The 22,712-nt window shown below is 72.9% G+C and carries 21 protein-coding genes; 11 read left to right on the top strand and 10 right to left on the bottom strand.

Features of this window, described 5'->3' with window-relative positions; genetic code table 11:
- Positions 1-18: 18 nt before the first annotated feature.
- The gene (locus tag LO763_RS05055; RefSeq protein ID WP_230600859.1) at positions 19-1,377 is read left to right on the top strand and encodes a GH1 family beta-glucosidase; all 1,359 of its coding nucleotides are present in this window, start codon (positions 19-21) and stop codon (positions 1,375-1,377) included.
- Between the two features lie 45 nt (positions 1,378-1,422).
- Here the strand turns inward: LO763_RS05055 and LO763_RS05050 are convergent, their stop codons facing one another.
- Positions 1,423-2,463: a LacI family DNA-binding transcriptional regulator gene (locus tag LO763_RS05050; protein ID WP_230600858.1), complete on the bottom strand. Its 1,041-nt coding sequence runs from the start codon at positions 2,461-2,463 to the stop codon at positions 1,423-1,425.
- A 203-nt stretch (positions 2,464-2,666) separates the two neighbouring features.
- On the opposite strand from LO763_RS05050, the gene LO763_RS05045 reads away from it, so the two are divergent.
- The 5 genes from LO763_RS05045 (at position 2,667) to LO763_RS05025 (ending at position 9,028) form a co-directional block, all read left to right on the top strand.
- Positions 2,667-4,304 carry a glycoside hydrolase family 13 protein gene (locus tag LO763_RS05045; protein WP_230600857.1) on the top strand — a complete coding sequence of 546 codons (1,638 nt, stop codon included), beginning with the start codon at positions 2,667-2,669 and terminating at the stop codon, positions 4,302-4,304.
- 44 nt (positions 4,305-4,348) lie between these two features.
- Complete coding sequence (locus tag LO763_RS05040; protein WP_230600856.1) at positions 4,349-5,701, top strand: ABC transporter substrate-binding protein; 1,353 nt, start codon at positions 4,349-4,351, stop codon at positions 5,699-5,701.
- Between the two features lie 12 nt (positions 5,702-5,713).
- Positions 5,714-6,682 (top strand): carbohydrate ABC transporter permease, encoded by a 969-nt coding sequence (locus tag LO763_RS05035; protein ID WP_230600855.1) that lies wholly within the window; start codon positions 5,714-5,716, stop codon positions 6,680-6,682.
- A complete protein-coding gene (locus LO763_RS05030) occupies positions 6,682-7,569 on the top strand; it encodes a carbohydrate ABC transporter permease (protein ID WP_230600854.1) in 888 nt (295 codons plus the stop codon). Before LO763_RS05035 ends, LO763_RS05030 begins: the two co-directional genes overlap by 1 nt.
- A gap of 169 nt (positions 7,570-7,738) precedes the next feature.
- Complete coding sequence (locus LO763_RS05025; RefSeq protein WP_230600853.1) at positions 7,739-9,028, top strand: ricin-type beta-trefoil lectin domain protein; 1,290 nt, start codon at positions 7,739-7,741, stop codon at positions 9,026-9,028.
- A 70-nt stretch (positions 9,029-9,098) separates the two neighbouring features.
- Here LO763_RS05025 and LO763_RS05020 read toward each other — a convergent pair whose 3' ends face one another.
- Genes LO763_RS05020 through LO763_RS05005 form a run of 5 tightly spaced genes read right to left on the bottom strand, consistent with a single transcriptional unit; the run spans position 9,099 to position 14,097 of the window.
- The gene (locus LO763_RS05020; RefSeq protein ID WP_230600852.1) at positions 9,099-10,019 is read right to left on the bottom strand and encodes a potassium-transporting ATPase subunit C; all 921 of its coding nucleotides are present in this window, start codon (positions 10,017-10,019) and stop codon (positions 9,099-9,101) included.
- Complete coding sequence (gene kdpB, locus LO763_RS05015; protein ID WP_230600851.1) at positions 10,016-12,148, bottom strand: potassium-transporting ATPase subunit KdpB; 2,133 nt, start codon at positions 12,146-12,148, stop codon at positions 10,016-10,018. The genes LO763_RS05020 and kdpB overlap by 4 nt, the downstream gene beginning before the upstream one ends.
- 13 nt (positions 12,149-12,161) lie before the next feature.
- A complete protein-coding gene (kdpA, locus tag LO763_RS05010) occupies positions 12,162-13,823 on the bottom strand; it encodes a potassium-transporting ATPase subunit KdpA (RefSeq protein ID WP_230600850.1) in 1,662 nt (553 codons plus the stop codon).
- Positions 13,823-13,903, bottom strand: coding sequence for a K(+)-transporting ATPase subunit F (gene kdpF / locus LO763_RS29595; protein ID WP_369431921.1), 81 nt, complete (start codon positions 13,901-13,903; stop codon positions 13,823-13,825). Before kdpF ends, kdpA begins: the two co-directional genes overlap by 1 nt.
- Complete coding sequence (locus LO763_RS05005) at positions 13,900-14,097, bottom strand: hypothetical protein (RefSeq protein ID WP_230600849.1); 198 nt, start codon at positions 14,095-14,097, stop codon at positions 13,900-13,902. The genes kdpF and LO763_RS05005 overlap by 4 nt, the downstream gene beginning before the upstream one ends.
- Positions 14,098-14,520: 423 nt before the next feature.
- On the opposite strand from LO763_RS05005, the gene LO763_RS05000 reads away from it, so the two are divergent.
- The 3 genes from LO763_RS05000 (at position 14,521) to LO763_RS04990 (ending at position 16,301) form a co-directional block, all read left to right on the top strand.
- The gene (locus LO763_RS05000) at positions 14,521-15,354 is read left to right on the top strand and encodes an undecaprenyl-diphosphate phosphatase (protein WP_369431920.1); all 834 of its coding nucleotides are present in this window, start codon (positions 14,521-14,523) and stop codon (positions 15,352-15,354) included.
- 87 nt (positions 15,355-15,441) lie between these two features.
- The gene (locus tag LO763_RS04995) at positions 15,442-16,023 is read left to right on the top strand and encodes a TetR/AcrR family transcriptional regulator (RefSeq protein ID WP_230600847.1); all 582 of its coding nucleotides are present in this window, start codon (positions 15,442-15,444) and stop codon (positions 16,021-16,023) included.
- Positions 16,020-16,301, top strand: a complete 282-nt coding sequence (locus tag LO763_RS04990; RefSeq protein ID WP_230600846.1) for a hypothetical protein — start codon at positions 16,020-16,022, stop codon at positions 16,299-16,301. Before LO763_RS04995 ends, LO763_RS04990 begins: the two co-directional genes overlap by 4 nt.
- Positions 16,302-16,354: 53 nt before the next feature.
- On the opposite strand, the gene LO763_RS04985 is transcribed toward LO763_RS04990, so the two are convergent.
- The 3 genes from LO763_RS04985 to LO763_RS04975 all read right to left on the bottom strand — a co-directional run bounded on the left by LO763_RS04985 (position 16,355) and on the right by LO763_RS04975 (position 19,248).
- The gene (locus tag LO763_RS04985; RefSeq protein WP_230600845.1) at positions 16,355-17,317 is read right to left on the bottom strand and encodes a DMT family transporter; all 963 of its coding nucleotides are present in this window, start codon (positions 17,315-17,317) and stop codon (positions 16,355-16,357) included.
- A 258-nt stretch (positions 17,318-17,575) separates the two neighbouring features.
- Positions 17,576-18,736, bottom strand: coding sequence for a pyridoxal phosphate-dependent aminotransferase (locus tag LO763_RS04980; RefSeq protein ID WP_230600844.1), 1,161 nt, complete (start codon positions 18,734-18,736; stop codon positions 17,576-17,578).
- 107 nt (positions 18,737-18,843) lie between these two features.
- Complete coding sequence (locus LO763_RS04975; protein ID WP_230600843.1) at positions 18,844-19,248, bottom strand: VOC family protein; 405 nt, start codon at positions 19,246-19,248, stop codon at positions 18,844-18,846.
- An 85-nt stretch (positions 19,249-19,333) separates the two neighbouring features.
- On the opposite strand from LO763_RS04975, the gene LO763_RS04970 reads away from it, so the two are divergent.
- A complete protein-coding gene (locus LO763_RS04970; protein WP_230600842.1) occupies positions 19,334-20,344 on the top strand; it encodes a helix-turn-helix transcriptional regulator in 1,011 nt (336 codons plus the stop codon).
- Positions 20,345-20,412: 68 nt separating this feature from the next.
- Entirely contained in the window at positions 20,413-21,270 is an 858-nt protein-coding gene (locus LO763_RS04965; RefSeq protein ID WP_230600841.1) for an NAD(P)H-binding protein, read from the top strand.
- Between the two features lie 204 nt (positions 21,271-21,474).
- On the opposite strand, the gene LO763_RS04960 is transcribed toward LO763_RS04965, so the two are convergent.
- Positions 21,475-22,710, bottom strand: coding sequence for an MFS transporter (locus tag LO763_RS04960; RefSeq protein WP_230600840.1), 1,236 nt, complete (start codon positions 22,708-22,710; stop codon positions 21,475-21,477).
- Positions 22,711-22,712: the final 2 nt, after the last annotated feature.

Genomic DNA, 22,712 nt, shown 5'->3' with positions numbered 1-22,712 from the left:
CAGCAAGGAGCGAACGCCATGACCACGACCAGCCCGTTCCCCGAGGACTTCCTCTGGGGCGCGTCGACCGCGGCCTACCAGATCGAGGGCGCCGCCGCCGAGGGCGGCCGCGGACCGTCCATCTGGGACACCTTCTCGGCGACCCCGGGGAAGGTCAAGGACGGCGACACCGGCGAGGTCGCCTGCGACCACTACCACCGCTGGCGCGAGGACTTCGGCATCGCCGCCGGCCTCGGCCTCAAGGCCTACCGCATGTCGGTCTCGTGGGCGCGCCTCCAGCCGACCGGCCGCGGCGACCTCAACCCGGCCGCCGTCGCGTTCTACCGCGAGCAGCTGGCCGACCTGCGCGCCAAGGGCATCCGCTCCGCGGTGACCCTCTACCACTGGGACCTGCCCCAGGTCCTGGAGGACGAGGGCGGCTGGCCCGAGCGGGCCACGGCCGAGCGCTTCGCCGAGTACGCGACCCGCACCGCGCAGGCCCTGGGCGACCTCGTGGACGAGTGGATCCCGATCAACGAGGCTTGGTGCGCGGCCTTCCTCGGCTACCACGCGGGCGTCCACGCCCCCGGCCGCACCGACCGCACCGCCGCCCTGCGCGCGGCCCACCACCTCAACCTCGCCCACGGCCTCGCCGTGGCCGCGATCCGCGAGCACGCCCCCGCGGGCAAGGTCGGCTCGGCGGTCATCATGACCGACATCGAGGCCGCCAGCGACCGGCCCGAGGACGTCGAGGCCGCGCGCCTGTCGGACGGCGGCGGCAACCGCCTCTTCCTCGACCCGCTCTTCCGCGGCGCCTACCCCGAGGACATGCTCCGCCACTTCGCGCCCACCGGCGCGTTCGACGCGGTGCTCCCCGGCGACATGGAGGCCGTGGCCGCGCCCCTGGACTTCGTGGGCGTCAACCACTACCACCGCTTCACCGTCGAGGCCGACCCCGCCGACCCGCACCTGGGCAACCGGAGCCTGCCGCCGCAGAACCCGGTGACCGGGTTCGGCTGGGAGATCAACCCCGACAGCCTGCGCCGCGTCCTGGAGCGCCTCTCGGCCGAGTACACGGACCTGCCGGTCTACATCACCGAGAGCGGCGCGTCCTTCGAGGACGCGGTGGGCCCGGACGGCGCGGTGGACGACGCCGACCGGGTCGCGTACCTCGACGGCTACATGCGGGCGGCGGGCCGCGCCGTCGAGAAGGGCGTGGACCTGCGCGGCTACTTCGTGTGGTCGCTGCTGGACAACTTCGAGTGGGGCGAGGGCTACTCCAAGCGCTTCGGCCTCGTCCGGGTCGACTACGACACGCAGGAGCGCACCCTCAAGCGCAGCGCCCACTGGTACCGCGACGTCATCGCCTCGAACGGCGCGTCCCTCGACTGGGCCTGAGGGCCCGGCCGGGTCCCGGGGGCCGTCTCACCCCCTCGACCGGGTTCAGCGGCCGCTCCCCCCTCGCCGGGGCGGGGGAGCGGCCGTGCCGCGCTCGACCAGGCGCACCCCCAGCGCGGTCGCGCGCTCCGGGCGCTCCTTCCCGGCGAGGCGGTCCATCATGAGCCGCACCGCCTCCGCGGCCTTGCCCGGCAGGTCCTGCGCCACGGTGGTGAGCTTCGGCGTCACGTAGGCGGCGATGTCGGCGTTGTCGTACCCGATCACCGAGACGTCCCCCGGCACTGAACGGCCCTCGGCCGCGAGGCCTTCGATCACGCCGATCGCCAGGATGTCCGCCGTGGTGAACACGGCCGTCACGTCGGGCCGCTCGCGGGCGAGGCGCCGCCCGTACGCCAGTCCCTCGTCGTGTCCGATCTCGACGGTGGTGACCAACGCGTCGTCCACCTCGATGCCGTTCTCGGCCAGGACCTTCCGGTAGCCCTCGTAGCGCTTGCGCACGACGCCGGTGGCGGAGAAGCCCGGCCCGGCGAAGGCGATCCGCCGGTGGCCCAGGGCGACCAGGTGCCTGACCGCCAGCTCGGCCCCGCCGAAGTCGTCGGAGCGGACCTCGAGGGCCAGCGGGTTCGCCGAGTACGAGTCCATGGCCACCAGGGCCACGCCGCCGATGGCCCCGGCGTCGAGCCGGTCGATCTCGGCGTCCTGGAACCCCAGCAGGACCGCGCCGTCGAGGTTCCAGGACTTGAGCGCCTCGGTGATCTCCTTGCGGCGGGCGATGCCGCGCAGCATCAGGTGGTAGTCGAGCCGACGCAGCTCGCGCTCGAGCATGCCGACGACCTCGACGGTGTGCGGGTCGATCGTCAGGCTGGCCTCGCCCTCGGCGGGCACGAGCAGGCCCACCAGCCGCGACGACCGCGCCGCGAGGCTGCGGGCCGAGGCGCTGGGCACGTAGCCGCGGTCCTTGACGATCCGCAGGATGCGCTCCCGGGTGGCCGCGGAGACCCGCGCCTGCTTCCCGTTGACCACGTTGGACACGGTCATGAGGCTGACGCCGGCCTCGGCGGCGATGTCCTTCAAAGTGACGGCCAAGAGGACCCCTCTCCAAGCGCGTCCGCCCTCGGCAAACGCTGTCGCGGCGGATGCCGGAAATCCGCCGTTGACAAGTGTGACATCTACGGTCTAAGCTTCCGACCTAGGTATAGCGCTAAACCTATCATGTGCTGGGGATTCACCATGCCCCGGCCCCTACAGGCGTGGCGCTCGACAGCACAACGACGAGGAACGGAGCGACATTGCACTCGGCACAGCGCACCAGCGACACCGGCTGGTGGCGGAACGCGGTGATCTACCAGGTCTACCCGCGCAGCTTCGCGGACGCCGACGGCGACGGCACCGGCGACCTCGCGGGGGTCCGGCGGCACCTGCCCTACCTCGCCGAACTCGGCGTCGACGCCCTGTGGTTCACCCCCTGGTACCGCTCGCCCCAGGCCGACGGCGGCTACGACGTGGCCGACTACCGCGCCATCGACCCCGCCTTCGGCACCCTCGAGGACGCCGAGGCGCTCATCGCCGACGCCCTCCGCCTCGGCATCCGCACCATCGTGGACATCGTCCCCAACCACGTCTCCGCCGACCACGCCTGGTTCCGCGAGGCCCTCGCCGCCCCGCCCGGCGACCCCGCCCGCGACCGCTTCTGGTTTCACGACGGCAAGGGCCCCGGCGGCGACACCATTCCCACCAACTGGTCCTCCAGCTTCGGCGGCGACACCTGGACCCGCACCACCGGCCCCGACGGGCGGCCCGGCCAGTGGTACCTGCACATGTTCGCCCCCGAGCAGCCCGACCTCAACTGGAACCACCCCGACGTCGCCGCCGAGCACGAGGCGGTGCTCCGCTTCTGGTACGACCGCGGCGTCGCCGGCGTCCGCATCGACTCGGCCTCCATGCTCGCCAAGGACCCGTCCCTCCCCGAGGTGGGGGAGGCGCACCCTCCCGGGCGCCACCCCCACCTCGACCGCGACGAGGTCCACGACGTCTACCGCCGCTGGCGCAAGATCGCCGACTCCTACGACGAGCCCCGGCTCCTCGTCGGCGAGGTCTGGCTGGAGGACACCGACCGCTTCGTCCGCTACCTGCGCGACGACGAGATGCACATGGCCTTCAACTTCGACTTCATGTCCCGCCCCTGGGACGCCGAGGCGCTGGCCGCGTCGATCCGGTCCACCTTCGCGGCCCACGCCGCGGTGAGCGCCCCGCCGACCTGGGTCCTGTCCAACCACGACGTGACCCGCCCGGTCACCCGCTACGGCCGCGAGGACACCTCGTTCGCCTTCGCCGACAAGCGGTTCGGCACCCCCACCGACCTCGCCCTCGGCGCCCGCCGCGCCCGCGCCGCCGCGCTGCTCACCGCCGCCCTCCCCGGCGTCCTCTACGTCTACCAGGGCGACGAGCTCGGCCTGCCCGAAGTGGAGGACCTCCCCGACGGCGCCCGCGAGGACCCCATGCACTTCCGCTCCGGCGGCGTCGACCCCGGCCGCGACGGCTGCCGCGTCCCCCTGCCGTGGACCGCGACCGGCCCGACCTTCGGGTTCAGCGGCGAGGCCGCCGCCGCCCCGTGGCTGCCCCAGCCCCAGGACTGGGGCGGCCACGCGGCCCAGACCCAGGAGTCCGACCCCGGCTCCTTCCTGACCCTCTACCGCCGGGCGATCCGCCTGCGCCGCGCCGAACCGGCGCTGCGCGGCGACGCGTTCGCCTGGACCGAGACCGCGCCCGGCGCCCTCGCCTTCCGGCGGGGCGAGGACGTCACCTGCGTCGTCAACTTCGCCGACGCGCCGGCGGACCTGCCCGCCCACACCGAGGTGCTGCTCGCCAGCGGCCCCCTGGAAGGCGGTGCCCTCCCGAAGGACACCGCCGCGTGGCTGCGGACCTGACCGCCGACCCCTCTCCAATCCGAAACCGAAACAAGGAGCAACCAATGACAACCTCTCGCGCAGCGGCCGCCGTGGCCGCGGCGGCCCTCACCGTGGCGGGCCTCGCCGCCTGCTCGGACGACGAACCCGACGACGGGCGCACCCACATCACCGTCACCATCGACGCCGGGCTCGAGCAGGACGCCATCGACGCGTTCAACACGCGCATCGAGCAGTTCGAGGAGGCCAACCCCGACATCGCGGTGGAGACCCAGGAGTACACCTGGACCGCCGGGACCTTCACCGCCCAGCTCGCGGGCGGCACCCTCCCGGACGTCTTCACCGTCCCCTTCACCGACGGGCGCGGCCTCATCGAGCGCGGCCAGATCGCCGACATCGGCGACCTCACCGCCGAACTGCCCTACCGCGACGCGTACAACCCGAACATCGCCGCCGCCGGCGAGGACGCCGAGGGCGACCTGTGGGCGGTCCCGATCGCCGCCTACGGCCAGGGGCTGCACTACAACCGCACCCTCTTCGAGGCCGCCGGGCTCGACCCCGACGCCCCGCCGACCACCTGGGAGGAGGTCCGCGCCGCGGCCGACCGGATCGCCGCCGAGACCGGCGAGGCCGGCTACGCGGTGATGACCAACGACAACACCGGCGGCTGGATCCTCACCACCGTCGTCAACGCCCTCGGCGGGCGCACCGACGACGGGAACGGCACCGCCACCGTCGACACGCCGCAGATGCGCCAGGCCCTGGCCGACCTCCAGGCCATGCGCTGGGACGACGGCTCCATGGGCGACAACTTCCTGTACGACTGGGCGACCATCAACCAGGACTTCGCCTCGGGCCGCATCGGCATGTACGTCTCGGGCGGCGGCAACTACGGGAACCTGTTCACCCAGAACGCCCTCAACCCGGACGACTACGGACTGACGGTGCTCCCGCTGGCCGACGACCCGAACGCGGGCGTCCTCGGCGGCGGCACCCTCGCCGCGGTGAGCCCGAACGCCGAGGCCGACGAGCAGGCCGCGGCCGTGAAGTGGATCGACTTCTACTACATGGAGAAGCTCACCGTCCAGGAGGCCGCGGTCGCCGACGCCGAGGTCAAGGCCGAGACCGGCCAGCCCGTCGGGGCCCCGGAGCTCCCGGTGTTCGACAAGGCGACCTACGACGAGGTCCAGACCTGGATCGCCGACTACGTCAACGTGCCCGTCGACCAGATGGCGCCCTACACCGGGCAGGTCTTCGACCAGCCGCTGCTCAACGAGCCCACCGTCGCCACCCAGGAGGTCTACGGCGTCCTCGACACGGTCGTCCAGACCGTGCTCACCGAGGAGGGCGCGGACGTCGACGCCCTGCTCGAGACGGCGCAGACCGAGGCCCAGGCCGCGATCGACGCGGCCGCGTAGCGGAAGACCGACATGACCTCGACCGACACCCGTCCCGCCGGTGTCACCGGCGACCGGACCGGGCCGCGCACCGCGGCCCGGCCCGGCCGCCGGGGCGGCCCGCTCGCCCGCGCCCGCGCCGGACTCCCCACACTGGTGTTCCTGGCCCCCATGCTCGTGATCTTCGGCGTGTTCTCCTGGCTCCCCATCGGACGCGCCGTGGTGATGAGCTTCCAGCGCACCAACCTGGTCTCCGACCCCGTCTTCGTCGGGTTCGCGAACTTCCAGCAGGTCTTCGCCGACCCGCAGCTGTGGACCGCCGCCCAGAACACCCTCTACTTCGCGGTCCTGGCGCTGCTCTTCGGCTACCCGGTCCCGCTCGTGGCCGCCGTGCTCATGAGCGAGGTCCGCAAGATGCGCGGCCTGTTCAGCGCCCTCGCCTACCTGCCGGTCGTGGTGCCCCCGGTCGTCGCGGTCCTGCTGTGGAAGCTGTTCTACGACGCCGGCGAGGACGGCGTGTTCAACACGGTCCTCGGCTGGTTCGGGATCGGCCCGGTCGCCTGGCTCCAGGACGCCGACATCGTCATGCCCTCGCTGGTGCTCGAGGCGACCTGGGCGGCCGCGGGCGGCACCGTCATCATCTACCTCGCCGCCCTCACCGGGGTCGACCCGAGCCTCTACGAGGCGGCCGAGATCGACGGCGGCGGCGTGTGGCGCAAGCTCTGGCACATCACGCTCCCGCAGCTGCGCGGCATCCTGCTGGTGACCTTCATCCTCCAGATCATCGGGACCGCCCAGGTCTTCCTGGAGCCGTTCCTGTTCACCGACGGGGGGCCCGCGAACCGGACCCTGACGCTGCTGCTGCTCATCTACCGGTACGCGTTCACCAACTCGCTCGGCGGCGACTACGGCGCCGCGGCGGCCCTGAGCCTCATGCTCGCCGTGGTCCTGACGGGCTTCTCCGTGCTGTACTTCCGCCTCACCCGATCCTGGAGCAGCTGATGAGCGCGAGGACCGACAGGGGGCTCCTCGCCCCCACCGACTGGAAGCGCCCCAGCGTCCGCTGGAGCGCGCGCATCTCCCACGGCCTGCTCCTGGCGGGCCTCGCCGTCGCCGGCCTCGGCCCGATGCTCTGGCTCGCCAAGGCCGCCGTCACGCCCACCCAGGACACGCTCCGTCAGCCCATGGCCTTCTGGCCCAACGGGTTCGACTTCGCCAACCTGGCGGAGGCGTGGACCCGCGTCGAGATCGACAAGTACTTCTTCAACACCATCGCCCTCGCCGCGGGCTCCTGGGCCGTGCAGCTCCTGGTCGCCGCCACCGGCGGCTACGCGCTCGCGGTCCTGCGCCCCCGGCTCGGCAAGCTCGTCTCCGGCGCGGTGCTCGCGACCCTGTTCGTGCCCAGCGTGGTCCTGCTCGTCCCGCTGTACCTCACGATCCTGGACCCGCCCGTGGTCGGCACCTCGATGCTCAACACGTTCTGGGCGATCTGGCTCCCCGCCGGGGCCAACGCGTTCAACGTGCTGCTCATGCAGCGGTTCTTCGCGAACCTGCCCAGGGAGATCTTCGAGGCGGCCCGAGTGGACGGCGCCGGGCCCTACCGCCTGTTCTGGTCGATCGTGCTGCCGATGTCGCGCCCGATCATCGGCGTGGTCTCGGTCTTCGCCGTCATCGCCTCCTGGAAGGACTTCCTCTGGCCGATGCTGGTGCTGCCCGACCCGGACCGCCAGCCGCTCTCGGTGCGGCTGCCGATCCTCCAGCAGTTCGTGGAGCTCGACGTGTTCCTGGCGGCGCTGGCGATCTCCTCGCTGATCCCGATCGCGCTGTTCCTGGTCTTCCAGCGCCTGTTCCTCAACGGCGCGAGCCTCGGCGGCGCCGTGAAGGGCTGACCCACCGGGGGCCGCGGGCGACCGCGGCCCCCGCCCGAATTCATCCTATTGACAAGGATCTATGCCGATGATAAAAAGATAAGAATATTTAGAGAGAGCGCTCTCTGAATGTCATGCCTCCATGACCGACAGCAGCGCTCCCTCTCCCGCGGAACGAGAGGACGCCTCCGTGAGACCACCCCGAGACCCCGTCACCACCCGGCCCAGGCGCGGCCGGACCGTCCGCCTCCTCGCACTGGCCGCGGCCGCCGTCGCGGCCGCCGCGACCATCGTCACCGTCAACCTCGACCGCCCCGCGGACGCCCAGGACGTGGACGCCGCCGACGTGCAGGCCATGGCCCTGACCTGGAGCGACGAGTTCAACGCCGGCGCGGGCACCCCGCCCGACTCCTCCAAGTGGCGCTACGACATCGGCGGCGGAGGCTGGGGCAACAACGAGCACCAGTACTACACCGACTCGACGAGCAACGCCGCCCACGACGGCAGCGGCAACATGGTCATCACCGCCCGCCGCGAGAACCCGTCCAACTACCAGTGCTGGTACGGGACCTGCCAGTACACCTCGGCGCGGCTGCTCACCTCCGGCACGTTCACCCAGGCGTACGGCCGCTTCGAGGCCCGCATCCAGATCCCGCGCGGCCAGGGCATCTGGCCCGCCTTCTGGATGCTCGGCGACGACCTCGGCCAGGTCGGCTGGCCGCAGAGCGGCGAGATCGACATCATGGAGAACGTCGGCCACGAGCCGAACACCGTCCACGGCACCCTCCACGGCCCCGGCTACTCCGGCGGCGCGGGCGTCACCGGTTCCCACACGATCGGGCAGCCGTTCGCGAACGGCTTCCACACGTTCGCGGTCGACTGGTCGCCGAACTCGATCACCTGGTCGGTCGACGGCGTCAACTACCAGACCAAGTCCACGGCCGACATCGGCGGCAACGAGTGGGTCTTCGACCACCCGTTCTTCATGATCATGAACGTCGCGGTCGGCGGGAACTGGCCCGGCTACCCCGACGGCTCCACGCAGTTCCCGCAGCAGATGAAGATCGACTACGTCCGCGTCTACTCGGGGGCGACCAGTTCGGGCGGGGCGATCACCGGCCTGGCCGGCAAGTGCCTGGACGTCGAGGGCTCGGGCACCGCGAACGGCACGCCCGTCCAGCTCTACCACTGCAACGGCACCGCCGCCCAGCAGTGGACCTTCGCGAGCGACGGGTCCCTCCGGGCCCTCGGCAAGTGCCTCGACGTCGCGAACGGCGGGACCGCCGACGGCACCCCGGTCCGATTGTGGAACTGCAACGGCTCCGGGGCCCAGAAATGGGTCCTCTCGGGCGCGAACGACCTGGTGAACCCGCAGGCGAACAAGTGCCTCGACGTGCCGTGGGCCAACTCGGCCGACGGCACGAACCTCCAGATAGTCACCTGCAGCGGCAACCCCGCGCAGAAGTGGTTCCGGTCCTGACCCCGGTCGGGCGATGAGGGAGGGGCGGACGCGACGCGCATATCGCGTCCGCCCCGTTTCCATTGCGGCCCTAAGAAAGCGGATACGCCTCGTCCAGGGCCAGGTTGAGCTCGAGGACGTTCACCGCCGGTTCCCCCATGAACCCGAGGAACCGTCCCGTCGTGTGCTCCTCGACCAGCGCCGCGACCTCCCGGGCGCCCGCGCCGCGCTCGGCCGCGACCCGGTCGACCTGGAGGCCGGCGTACGCGGGGGAGATGTGCGGGTCGAGCCCCGAGCCCGAGGCGGTCACCGCGTCGGCCGGGACCTCCGGTTCGCCCGCGTCGCCCTCGACCGGCGTGACGACCGCCTTCGCGTAGTCCTCGCCGTACTCGGCGCACTCGACCGGCACGCCCTCGTACTCGGCGAGGAACGGCGCCTCCACCGAGCCGCAGGCCTCGTTGAGGCTCACCGCCCGCGTCGCCTCGCCGGTGACGCCGCCGGAGCGGAACACCCCGAGGACCGCGCCCACGGCGCCGTCCCCGGACTCGGCGCAGTACGGCCGGGAGCCGTCCACGCCCTCCCGCTCCCCGATCTCGTACGAGCGCTCGCACACCTGCGTGAGCAGGCTCTTGGCGGCGTCCTCGTCGCCCTCCCACCCGAGTCCGGGATCGGGCAGCGCGTCGACCACGTTCTCCGGTCCGAAGTTCGAGGCCCCCGAGGCCGTCGGGTCGTAGTCGCCGCCGTCCCCGGCGGCTATGGACGGGCGCGACTGGAAGTACCCCGGCAGCGCCGCGCCCTCGTCGTCGGTGAAGGACTGCCCGATCAGGGACGAGCCGACCACGGCGCCGTCCCCGTCGTGGAGGAGCGACCCCTCGGCCTTGTCGTTCAGGCCCGGGAGCTGGGCGGCCGCGAGGACCGCCAGCGGGTACAGGACGCCGGTGACGGCGGTGAGCACCAGCAGTGCCCGCACTGCGGCGAAGTGCTGGGGGACCCAGCGGGGCAGACGTGTCATGAACCGATCCCTGGGATGAGGGCGACCGCGAGGTCGATGAGCTTGATGCCGATGAACGGGGCGGCGATCCCGCCGAGGCCGTAGACCAGCAGGTTCCTGCGCAGGAGCGAGGAGGCCGGGCCGGGCCTGTGGGCGACGCCCTTGAGGGCCAGCGGGACCAGTGCGACGATGACGACCGCGTTGAAGACCACCGCCGAGACGATCGCCGACTCCGGACTGGACAGGCGCATGACGTTGAGCGCGTCCAGGCCCGGGTAGACCGCGGCGAAGATCGCCGGGATGATCGCGAAGTACTTGGCGACGTCGTTGGCGACCGAGAAGGTCGTCAGCAGCTGCTTGCCGATGGCGACGATCTCGATGAGCTTGGTCGGGTCGGAGTCGAGGTCGACCATGTTCCCGGCCTCCTTGGCCGCCGAGGTGCCGGTGTTCATCGCGACGCCGACGTCGGCCGCGGCGAGCGCGGGCGCGTCGTTGGTGCCGTCGCCGGTCATGGCGACCATGCGCCCGGCGTCCTGCTCGCGCTTGATGAGCGCCAGCTTGTCCTCGGGCCTCGCCTCGGCGAGGAAGTCGTCGACGCCGGCCTCGGCCGCGACGGCCTCCGCGGTGCGCGGGTTGTCGCCGGTGACCATGACGGTGCGGATGCCCATGGCCCGCAGGCGGGCGAACCGCTCGGCCATGCCCTCCTTGACGACGTCCTTGAGGTGGACCACCCCGAGGACGCGGGCCCGCTCGCCGTCCCGGTGCCCGGCGACGACCAGCGGCGTGCCGCCCTCGCGCGAGACCTGGTCGACCAGGTCGTCCACGCGCGGGTCCGCATCGCCGCCCTCGTCGCCGACCCAGGCGATGACGGCCGCGGCCGCCCCCTTGCGGATGCGGTGCGTCGAGCCGTGCTCGACCAGGTCCACGCCGGACATGCGGGTCTGCGCCGAGAACGCGATCCACTCGGCGTGCGCGAGCGCTCCCTCGGCCCGTTCCCGCAGCCCGTACGCCTCCTTGGCGTACACCGTGATCGAGCGCCCCTCGGGGGTCTCGTCGGCGAGGCTGGAGAGCTGCGCGGCGTCCGCGAGCTCCCGCCCGCCGGCGCCGGGGACCGGCAGGAACGCGGACGCGCGGCGGTTGCCGTAGGTGACGGTGCCGGTCTTGTCCAGCAGGAGCGTGTCGACGTCGCCGGCGGCCTCCACGGCCCGGCCGGACATGGCCAGCACGTTGCGCTGCACGAGCCGGTCCATCCCGGCGATGCCGATGGCGCTCAGGAGCGCCCCGATGGTGGTCGGGATGAGGCACACCAGCAGCGAGATCAGCACGATACCGGTGACCCCGTCCTGGTTCAGGACCGTCGAGTCCTGGGCGGCGGCCATGTGGTCCTTGGAGAAGACCGCTGCGGGCTGCATGGTGACCACGGCCAGCAGGAAGATGACCGTCATCGCCGAGAGCAGGATGTTCAGAGCGATCTCGTTGGGCGTCCTGCGCCGTTCCGAGCCCTCCACGAGGGCGATCATCCGGTCCAGGAAGGACCTGCCGGGCTCGGCGGTGATCCGGACGACGACCCAGTCCGAGAGGACCCTCGTGCCGCCCATGACCGCGCAGCGGTCGCCGCCGGACTCGCGGATGACGGGCGCGGACTCGCCGGTGATCGCCGACTCGTCCACGCTCGCGATGCCGGTGACGACGTCGCCGTCCCCGGGGATCGTCTGCCCCGCCTCGACCAGGACGTGGTCGCCGCGCACCAGTTCCGGCGCCGGGACCTCGACCGTCGCCACCCGGGGGGAGCCGATGCCGGGGTCCTGCACCGCGAGCTTCCGCGCCACGGTGTCGGTCCTGGCCCGGCGCAGCGAGTCGGCCTGGGCCTTGCCGCGGCCCTCGGCGACGGCCTCGGCCGCGTTGGCGAACAGCACCGTCAGCCACAGCCACGCCGTGATGGTCCAGGCGAACGGGGTCGGGTCGGCGATCGCGAGCGCGGTCGTGAAGGCCGCGCCGATCTCGACGATGAACATGACCGGGTTGCGCCACATGAGGCGCGGGTCGAGCTTGCGCAGTGCGGCGGGTGCGGATCCCGCCCACTGCCGGGGGTCCAGGAGCCCGTTCCGGCTCCGGGGCGCCGCGGTGGGCGCGGTTGCCGTGCTTGACATGTGCGGACGCCTCCTATTGCAGCCCGTCGGCCAGCGGGCCGAGGGCGAGGACGGGAAGGAAGGTCAGGGCGACGAGGACGACCGTCACGCCCACGACCATGCCGACGAACAGCGGCCTGTGGGTCGGGAAGGTCCCCGCGGTGGCCGGGACGGGCCGCTGCCGCGCCAGCGAGCCGGCGAGGGCGAGCACCAGGATGATCGGCAGGAACCGGCCGAACAGCATGCACAGGCCCAGCGCGGTGTTGAACCACGGCGTGTCCGCCCCGAACCCGGCGAAGGCCGAGCCGTTGTTGTTCGACGCGGAGGTGAAGGCGTACAGCAGCTCCGAGAGGCCGTGCGGCCCCGCGTCCTGCATGGACTCCAGGTTGGCCGGCACCGCGAGCGAGGCGGCCAGGCCGATGAGCACGAGCGCGGGCGTCACCAGGAAGTACAGGCCGGCGAGCTTGATCTCGCGGCCGCCGATCTTCTTGCCCAGGTACTCGGGCGTGCGCCCGACCATGAGCCCGGCGATGAACACGGTGACGACCGCGAGCACCAGCAGGCCGTACAGCCCCGCGCCGACGCCGCCGGAGGCGACCTCGCCGAGCATCATGTTCAGCATCAGCACCCCGCCGCCGAACGACGTGTACGAGTCGTGGAAGGAGTTCACCGAGCCCGTCGACGTCAAGGTGGTCGCGGCGGCGAAGACGCCGGAGTCCGCGACGCCGAAGCGGACCTCCTTGCCCTCCATGGCGGCCGCGACCGCCTGCGGGACGGTGCCGTTCGCGAAGGACTCGAAGCCGAGGACCAGCCCGGTCGAGACCAGGGCGATGACGGCCATGGCCGCCGCGACGGCGCGCCCCTGGCGCCGGTCGCCGACCATGCGGCCGAAGACGCGCGGCATCGAGAACGGGACGACCAGGATCAGGTAGACCAGGATGAAGTTCGTCCAGCCGGACGGGTTCTCGAACGGGTGCGCCGCGTTGGCGTTGAACGGCCCGCCGCCGTTGGTGCCGAGGTTCTTGATCGCCTCCTGGCTCGCGACGAGCCCGCCGGGGAGGGTCTGCGCGTCCCCGGCGGCGGTGGTCGCGCCCGTGAAGGCGGTGAGGTTCTGGACCGCGCCGCCGGCGACGAGGACGACCGCGCCGACGAACGCGATCGGCAGCAGCACCCACAGGGTGATCCGGGTCAGGTCCGCCCAGAAGTTCCCGAGCGCGTCGGTGGTCTTGCGGGCGAAGCCGCGCATCAGCGCCGCGGCGACGGCGATGCCGACGGCGGCGGACGCGAAGTTCTGCACCGACAGGCCGGCGGTCTGGACCAGGACGCCCATCGTGGACTCGCCCGAGTACGCCTGCCAGTTGGTGTTCGCGGTGAAGCTGACCGCGGTGTTCCACGCGAGCCCCGGTTCGACCCCGGTGAACCCGTTGCTCAGCGGCAGCGACCCCTGGGCCCGCTGGAGGAGGTACAGCGCCAGTACGCTCAGGGCCGAGAAGGCCAGCACGCTGCGCGCGTACCCCGCCCAGTGCTGCTCCTCGCCGGGGCGGACGCCCATGGCCCTGTAGAGGCCGCGCTCTGCCTTGTAGTGGCGCTCGCGGGTGAGGACCCGGTGGATGTGGTCGCCGAGCGGTCCGTGGCTCGCGGCGAGCGCCGCGATCATCGCGGCGATGAAGACGACGCCCGCGGTGGTCTCGCCCATCAGAACCGCTCCGGTTTCAGCAGGGCGACCACGAGGTAGACGCCGATGAGGACGGCGAGGACGGCGCCGACGGCGCTCACAGCTTCTCCACCGCCTTGACGACCAGGGCCAGGACGATGAAACAGGCCACCGTCAGCGCGAGGTGGGCGAGATCGGGCATGGCTTCCTTCTCCTCTGCGTGGGGGGCGGCCGAGGGCCGCCGCCGGGGCGATCGGCCCCGGCGGAACCGAGTGAACGCCGCGGCGGGGCCCCTGGCCAGAGGGCCTGACGCCATCGCTACGCGCGCCGCCGCGCTTTTGACGGCCGCCTGACGCCGAGGCGCACCACACCCCAATCCGCCTGAATCATCCGAATCGCTGACAAGCCGGACTCGCGGCTCGTAGAGTGCGTGTCATAACCGGGCCCGCCGCGCGGGCCCGCAGGCCGACCGACTGTTCCTGCCATGCGACGCGGTCAGGTCTCCGGCGGCGCCGACCGCGTTCGGGTCGGCGCCGCCGGTCGTCTCCGCTCGCGATCGGTCTCACTCGCGGGTGTACAGGAGACGGTCACAGGGACGGATCTGGCAAGATGTCCCAGTCGCGCCGGGTGCCGAGAGACGGCGGCAGCGACTCCCCGACGTCGAAATGACGAAAGAAGCTCACATGTACACATCCCCCTGCCGGTTCCGTGTGCGGACGGAGGTGGCCGGATGGTCGACATGACCTGGTTCGAGGCCATCGTGCTCGGGATCGTCCAGGGCCTGACCGAGATGCTGCCGATCTCCTCCTCGGCGCACCTCCGCCTGACCTCGGCGCTGTTCTTCGAGGAGGACGCCGGCGCCTCCTTCACGGCGGTCACGCAGCTGGGCACCGAGACGGCGGTCCTCCTCTACTTCTGGAAGGACATCGTCCGCATCCTCGTGGCCTGGTGGAAGGGCCTGCGCGACAAGGAGCTGCGCAACGAGACCGACTACCGCCTGGGCTGGTACGTCATCATCGGCACCCTCCCGATCGTCTTCTTCGGACTGATCTTCCAGGACGCGATCCGCGAAGGCGCCCGCAACCTGTGGCTGGTCTCCTTCAGCCTCATCTTCTTCGGCCTCCTCCTCGCGCTGGCCGAACTCGTCGGCCGCAAGACCCGCACCTGGGGCGACTTCCGCATGAAGGACGGCCTCATCCTCGGCTTCGCGCAGGCGGGCGCGCTCATCCCCGGCGTCTCGCGCTCGGGCGCCACCATCACCGCGGGCCTGTTCATCAACCTCGACCGCGCGGTCGCCGCCAGGTACTCGTTCCTGCTGGCGCTCCCGGCGGTCTACGGCGCGGGCATCCTGAGCCTCGGCGACGTCTTCGAACCCGTCACGGAGGGCTCGGTGCCCAGCGGCGCGCAGATGCTCGTGGCCACGATCGTGGCGTTCTTCGTGGGCCTCGGGGCGGTGCACTGGATGCTCAAGTGGGTCGCGAAGCACAGCGTCTTCATCTTCGTCTGGTACCGCTGCATCCTCGGCGTCGCCGTGATCATCATGCTGGAGACGGGCTTCCTCACCGCCACCTGATCCGCAACGGGAAGGGCCGGCCGGACGGCCGGCCCTTTTCCACGCCCACGACTTGACAAACTGACATTATGAATAAAGAATGTCAGCATGACGAACCGCGCCGAGACCGCCCGCGAGGCCATCGCGGCCGCGGCCGCGCCCGTCTTCGGACGCTACGGGCACCGCAAGACCACGATGGACATGATCGCGAACGCCGCCGGCCTCTCGCGCCCGGCCGTCTACCAGTACTTCCCGAACAAGGACGCGGTGTTCCGCGCCGTGGCCGCCCGCGTCGGCGCCGAACTGCACGCCGCCGCGGCCGCCGCGGGGGCGACCGGGGCGACCACCGCCGACCGGCTCTTCAACCTCCTGGCCGTCAAGCTCGACTTCGCCGCGGCCGCCGTCGCCCCCGACCACCGGCACGAGCTCGTCCGCGAGGCGGCCGCGGTCGCGGCCGACCTGGTCGCCGCCTCGGAGGCCGCGTACACGGACCTGGTCGCCTCGGTCCTCGCCGACGCCCGCGAACTCGACCTCGGCGCCGTGACCGCCGAGGACGCCGCGGCGCTGCTCACCGACGCCATGGTCGGCATCGCCCGGTCCAGCGCCACCGCCGACCGGATGCGCGCGCGCCTGCGCCTCCTCGTGGACCTCACCGTCCGCGGGTTCACCCCCGAACGGAGCACCCCGTGATCCAAGCCATCGCCCTCGGCCTCCTGGCCGGCCTCATGATCGGCAACGGCATACCCCACTTCGTCAAAGGCATCACCAGGGAGCCGTACCCGACCGTCTTCGGCTCCGGTCCCGTCCCGAACCTCGTCGCGGGGTGGTCGGGCATCTGCCTCGGCGCCTTGGCGCTCCTGGCGGCCGACGTCCCCGCCGCACCGGCGCCCGGCGGGGCCGCGGTCGCGGTCGGCGTGCTCCTGCTCGGGCTGTTCCACGCCAAGGGCCTGGCCTTCGGCCGCGAGTGAACCTCCGCGGGAGCGGCCGGCCCCACCGGTACCGGCGGAGCCGACCGGCGGCCTCACCGCCGCCGCGACTCCACCGCGGCCAGCGCCGCGATCGACCCGAGCAGGATCAGCGAACCCGCGGCGGTCGCGGCCGTGAACGCCTCCCCGAGGAACGCCACCGCCAGGAACGCGGCGGTGACCGGTTCGATGAGCATCATCACCGACGCGGTCGCGGCCCGCACGCGGGCGGCGCCCGCGAAGTAGAGCGGGTACGCCAGCGCGGTGGTGAACGCCGCGAGGTAGCCGAGGATCAGCACCGTCCGCGGCGCGTCGCCGCCCTGCGGCGCGAGCCCTTCGAACCAGGCGGGCGCCAGCAGCACGGCCGCGCCGATCCCGAAGGACCACATGGTCAGCGTGAACGGGTCCTCGCCGTCGCCGGAGCGTCCGGTGAGGCGGCCCAGGAGCGTCACGACCGCGTACCCCGCGGCCGACAGCAGCGCATAGGCCGCACCGGACGGCTCGATGACGCCGGGCGCGTTGGCCCCCACCAGGACCCCGAGCCCGGCGAGGGCCCCGGCGACGGCGACGAGGCCGCCGCGGCCGAGCCGCTCGCCGAGGAGGGCCCGGCCGCCGGCGGCGGTGAGGATCGGCCCGGCCCCGAGCGTCAGCAGCGTGGCCGCCGCGACGCCGGTGGCCTCGACGGCGGCGAAGTACGCGGTCTGGAAGACCGCCATGCCGACGCCCACGCCGACCAGCAGTGCGGCGCGTCGGTGGAACGGCCTCGCGGAGCGGGCCCGCGGCCGCCGGGGCCGGATCGCGGCGAAGGCCAGGAGCAGCGCGAGGCCGCCGAGGTGGCGCCAGAACGAGACGGCCGCGGGACCGAGGTCCCCGGCGCGGTAGACGAGGTCGGCGGCGGCGCCGGTGGTGCCCCAGGCGAGCCCGGTGACGGTGAGGTAGGCGAGGCCGCGCTTGGTGGCGGACCCGGTCGCGGCCCCGCGCACCGAGGGCGCGCCGAGGATCGGTCGGACAGCGGACATGCATGCTCCAGAGGAGAGTCGCGGAAAGAGTGCTCTCGTCTGCGGGCACGCCCGGAGCGCGCACCGTCGACGCGGTGCGCGGCGATGGGATCAGATGCCCGCCTTAAACGGCGGGCGGGGGCAGGAATCCGAGCGGCATGCGAGCCACCCTACCGTCCGCGCCCGGGCGCGCCCCGGCGGCGGGCGGGCACGCGGACGGCTCGGGCGGCAGGCCTCGCGGCCGGCCGGATCGGCGCGGACATCGGGCCCCGGCCCGCCTCACCCGCGCCCCAGCCCCCGGCGGAGCCGCTCCAGGCCCTCCTCGATCACCGCGACCGGCTTGCAGAACGCGAACCGGACCTCCGGGCGCGCGGTCTCCCCGTCCGCGTAGAACACCTGCGTCGGGACGGCCACGACCCCGCACCGCTCGGGCAGCTCGAGGCAGAACGCCATGCCGTCGCCGTACCCGAGCGGTTCGATCCCGGTCGTCACGAAGTACGTGCCCTCCGGTTCGCGCACGGAGAACCCGATGCCGGCGAGCCCCGCGACCATGAGGTCCCGGCGCCGCTCGTAGCCCGCGGCCAGCTCCCGGTAGTACTCGTCCCCGATGGACAGCGCGGTCGCGATCCCGTGCTGGAACGGCGTGCCGGACGCGAACGACAGGTACTGCTTCACCGCCTTCACCCGGTCGACCAGGTGCGCGGGCCCCGAGGCCCAGCCGATCTTCCAGCCCGTCAGCGAGAAGGTCTTCCCGGCCGAGCCGATCGTCACCGTCCGGTCCCACATCCCCGCGAACCCGGCGAGCGGCACGTGCTCGCGCCCGTCGAAGACGAGGTGCTCGTACACCTCGTCGGTCACCACCACGAGGTCCCGCTCGACCGCGACCGCGGCGACGGCCTCGAGCTCCTCGCGGGTGAACACGGTGCCGGTGGGGTTGTGCGGCGAGTTGACCAGCAGCACCCGGGTCCGCTCGGTGACCGACGCCCGCAGCCGGTCCAGGTCGGGCCGGTACCCCGGGGCCTCCAGCCGCACCGGCACGATGACGCCTCCGGCCAGCTCCACGCTCGCCTTGTACGAGTCGTAGAACGGCTCGAACGCGATCACCTCGTCGCCCGGTTCGACCAGCGCGAGCATCGAGGCCGCGATCGCCTCGGTGGCCCCCGCGGTGACGACGACGCCCTCGCCCGGGTCGGGCTCGAGCCCGTACCAGTGGCGCTGGTGCGCGCTGATCGCTTGGCGCAGTTCGGGAATGCCGGGCATCGGCGGGTACTGGTTCCGGCCCTCGCGCATGGCGGCCGCGGCGGCCTCGACGATGTGCGCCGGCCCCGACTCGTCGGGGAACCCCTGGCCGAGGTTCACCGCGCCGTGCTCCTGCGCGAGCGCCGACATCTGCGTGAAGATCGTCGTCTGGGGCCGCCGGGCCTGTCCGGGTGCGTTCATGCTTCCTCCTCTGCGCGGGCCCCGCCATCATCGCCGCCGGGCCCGCGCGGCCCGGGACCGGGCCCGGGCCGCGGCGCCGACGGGCCGCTACGCGTACGCGAGCACGGTCACGGCGCCTCCCGCCCGGCGAGCACGTCGAGGTAGTGCTGGTTGTACATGACGCCGAGGACGTTCCCGAACGGGTCCACGAAGGACGCGGTCACGAACCCCGGCCCGCGCACGGTCTTCGGCTCGTACTCCTTCGCGCCCAAGGAGGCGAGGCGCGCGATCGCCGCGTCGAGGTCGTCCACGTGCCAGTAGGCGATCTGCCCGCCCGGCGCGGCGCCCATGTCGTGGGGCGCCCAGCCGCCCTCGATGATCCCCAGCTCCTGCGAGTGGTCGCCGAAGCGGAACTCGACGTAACCGCCGGGCACCTCGAAGTAGGGCGGCAGGCCGAGCAGCTCGGTGTACCAGGCCTCGGCCGCGTCCAGGTCGTCGGCGAAATAGGTGATGGTCGCGAATCCCCGCATCATGGCGGCTCCTCATCTCTCGTGGTCGCCCCCAAGGTAGGGGCCGTTGCGGAAGATCCGCTTCCGCGATCGATGCGAGAATCGGTGAATGCTGGAGACCTCGGCGCGGCTGCTGCGCGTCCTCGCCCTCTTGCAGGCGCAGCGCGACTGGACGGGCGCGGCGCTGGCCGAGCGCCTGGACGTGACGACCCGGACCGTGCGCAGCGACATCGACCGCCTGCGCCGCCTCGGCTACCGCGTCCGGTCGGTGCCCGGCGCCGCGGGCGGGTACCGCCTCGAGGCGGGCAGCGCCCTGCCGCCGCTGCTCCTCGACGACGAGGAGGCGATCGCCGTGGCCGTGGGCCTGCGCGCGGCGGCCTCGGGCACCGTCGCCGGCATCGAGGAGACCTCGCTGCGGGCGCTGGTGAAACTGGAGCAGACGATGCCCTCGCGCCTGCGCCGCCGCATCGACGCGCTGCGCTCGGCCACGGCCTCGGCCGCCGCGGCGGGCCCGACCGTGCCCCCCGCGGTCCTGGCCGCGATCGCCGAGGCGGTGCACCGCCGCGAGCAGCTGCGGTTCGACTACCTGGACCGGGCGGGGGAGGAGACGCGGCGGCGCGCCGAACCGCACCGCCTGGTCTACACCGGACGGCGCTGGTACCTGCTCGCCTGGGACGCCGACCGGGGCGACTGGCGGACCTTCCGCGTGGACCGCGTGCGCCTCCGCACTCCGAACGGTCCCCGCTTCACCCCGAGGGAGCCCCCGGAGGAGGCCGTCGCGCACGTCCTGCGGGGCATCGGCCAGACCGCGTGGGCGCACCGGGCGGTCATCCGGCTGCCGATGTCCGCCGAGGCCGCCGCGGAGGCCCTGCCGCCCGGCAGCGGCCTCATCGAACCCGTGTCCGATGGGGAGTGCCTGCTGCGCACCGGCAGCGACTCCCTGCGGGACCTGGTGAACCACCTCAGCGCTCTCGACACGCCGTTCACCGTCGAGAGCCCGCCCGAACTGCGGGACCTCCTGCGCCGACTCGCCGAACGCTACGCCGCGGCCGCCGACCCCGAGGAGGCGGCGCGGGAGGCCGAAGGCGGTGACGCGCAGCCTTCGGTCGGTTCGGTGTAGACGATCGCGCATCCATCGTGGCGTCGCACCGATGGGCTCGGGGCCCTTTCTCGACTTGACTAGGGGACATGAGCATCGAAACCACGGACACCATCCTCGTCACCGGCGCCACCGGCAAGGTCGGCCGCCGCCTCACCGCCCGTCTCACCGCCGCCGGGCACGACGTGCGCGGCGTCTCTCGCAGCACCGCGATCCCCTTCGACTGGCACGACGAGTCCACCTGGGCCGCGGCCCTCGACGGCGTCGCCGCCGTCTACGTGATCCCGCCGGACGAGCCGTTCCCGGCCGAGGCCTTCGCCGCCGCGGCCGTCGCGGCGGGCGCGCGCCGCCTGGTCTCCCAGTCGGGGCGGCGCATCGAAGTCCTCACCGAGGCGGCGGGCGTCGGCCCCGACGCGATCGGCATGCACGCCGCGCAGAACGCCGTCCAGGGCTCGGACGCCGAATGGACCGTCCTGCAGGCTAACAACTTCAACCAGAACTTCAGCGAGGGCGACTACCGGGGCGCGATCCTCGCCGGGGAGCTGGCGCTGCCGGTCGAGGGCGTCGTGGAGCCCTCCATCGACGCCGACGACATCGCGGCCGTCGCCGCCGCGGTCCTGACCGAGGACGGCCACCACGGCAAGGTCTACGAACTGAGCGGACCGGAGGCCCTCTCCTTCGCCGAGGTCGTCGACATCATCGCCAAGGCCTCCGGCATTCCGGTCGCCTTCCGGACCGAGAGCGCCGAGGAGCACGACGCCGGGATGCGCTCCGCGGGCCTGCCCGAGCCGCTGATCGCGTTCCTCAACGTGATGTTCCAGGTGATGCGCGAAGGCAGGATCGCCGATGTCGCCGACGGCGTCGAGCGGGTCCTCGGCCGCCCGCCGGTGGCCTTCGCCGACTGGGCGGCCCGCGCCGCCGCCGAAGGCGCCTGGGCGAAGGGCTGAGCCGACCGGCCCGGCCGGACCCCGCGGGTCCGGCCGGGCCTAAGCCGCGCCCCATGACCCGGCCGGCCCGCATCCGGCCCGCCGCCACCCGGGGCCGCTCACCGCGTCGTCGAAAAGCCCGGTCACCACCCCGGCGGCCGGGCTTCCCTCCGCCTCCCGAGCGGACGGACGGCCTCGGGTGCGGCCCCACCCGGGTCATGAAACCTAGCCGACCGGCTGCCGCACCGCGACCGGCGCCACCGTCTCGCGCCGGACCTGGAGGACCCCGGCCAGCAGCACCACCGTCACCCCCGCGATCGGGACGGCCAGCAGGCCCGCGCGCAGGCCCGCCGCGTCGGCGACCAGCCCCACCAGCGGCGGCGTCAGCAGGAACCCGAGCCGCATGAGCCAGGAGACCACCGTCAGGCCCGTCCCGGCCCGCAGGCCGGGCAGTTCGTCGGCCTCGTGCATCGCGGCCGGGACCAGCGTCGCGCTGCCGAGCCCCGCCGCGGCGAAGCCCGCCACGGCGCCGGGCACCGTCGGGAACGCGAGCGCCAGGCCCATGCCGACCGCGATGAGGACGCCGCCCGCGCGGGCGACCCCGCGCTGGCCGAAGCGGTCCACGAGGCGGTCGCCGATGAGCCGGCCGACGAACTGCGCGCCGACCATGGCGATGAACCCGGTGGCGGCCAGGGTCGCGGGGGCGCCCAGGTCCTCCGCGAGGAACAGCGCCGCCCAGGTGCTGCCGACGTTCTCCACGACCGTGCCGCCGATCGCGACGGCCACCAGCGCCGTGAGCACGAGCACCGTGCGCACGCCGATCACCGGCCGCCTCGAGACGGCAAGGCCTCCTTCGGGTTCGGTCGCGCCCTCGTCATCGCGGCCGGGCAGGCAGTACCGGAGCGCGACGATCGCGGCGAGCGACCACAGCGCCCCCGTCGCGCCCAGGTGCGCGCCCGTCGACAGGTCGAGCGCGATCGCGCCCGCCGCCATCGCGCCGCCGGCGACCGCGCCGATCGACCACAGCGCGTGGAACGAGTTGATGATCGAGCGCCGGTACCCGCGCTGCACGCGCAGGCCGTGGGCGTTCTGCGCGACGTCGGTGACCGCGTCCGCGGCCCCCGCCGCGAACAGCAGCCCGGCCAGGGCGAACGCGTCGTCCACCAGGACCGCGGCGAACAGCGCCAGCGCGGTGAGCACGGTCGAGGCGACCGCGGCCCGCGCCGAGCCGAAGCGCCGGATCATCCAGGCGGCCGCCAGGCCCACCACGATCGCCCCGGCCGGGAACGCGGCGGTGACCAGGCCGTACGCGGTGTTGTCGAGGCCGAGGCCGTCCTTGATCTCGGGGAAGCGGGGCACGAGGTTGGCGAAGAGGGCGCCGTTGGTGAGGAACAGGGCCGCGACCGCGACCCTGGCGTGCCGCAGTTCCGGAGTCGGCCGCGTCGGGGCGTCAACTGTCATGC

The sequence above is a fragment of the Glycomyces amatae genome, assembly GCF_020991375.1.
GTDB classification, from domain to species: Bacteria; Actinomycetota; Actinomycetes; order Mycobacteriales; family Micromonosporaceae; genus Glycomyces; species Glycomyces amatae.
The sequence above is the reverse complement of the archived record's forward strand: the minus strand, read 5'-3'. Positions and strand labels throughout refer to the sequence as shown.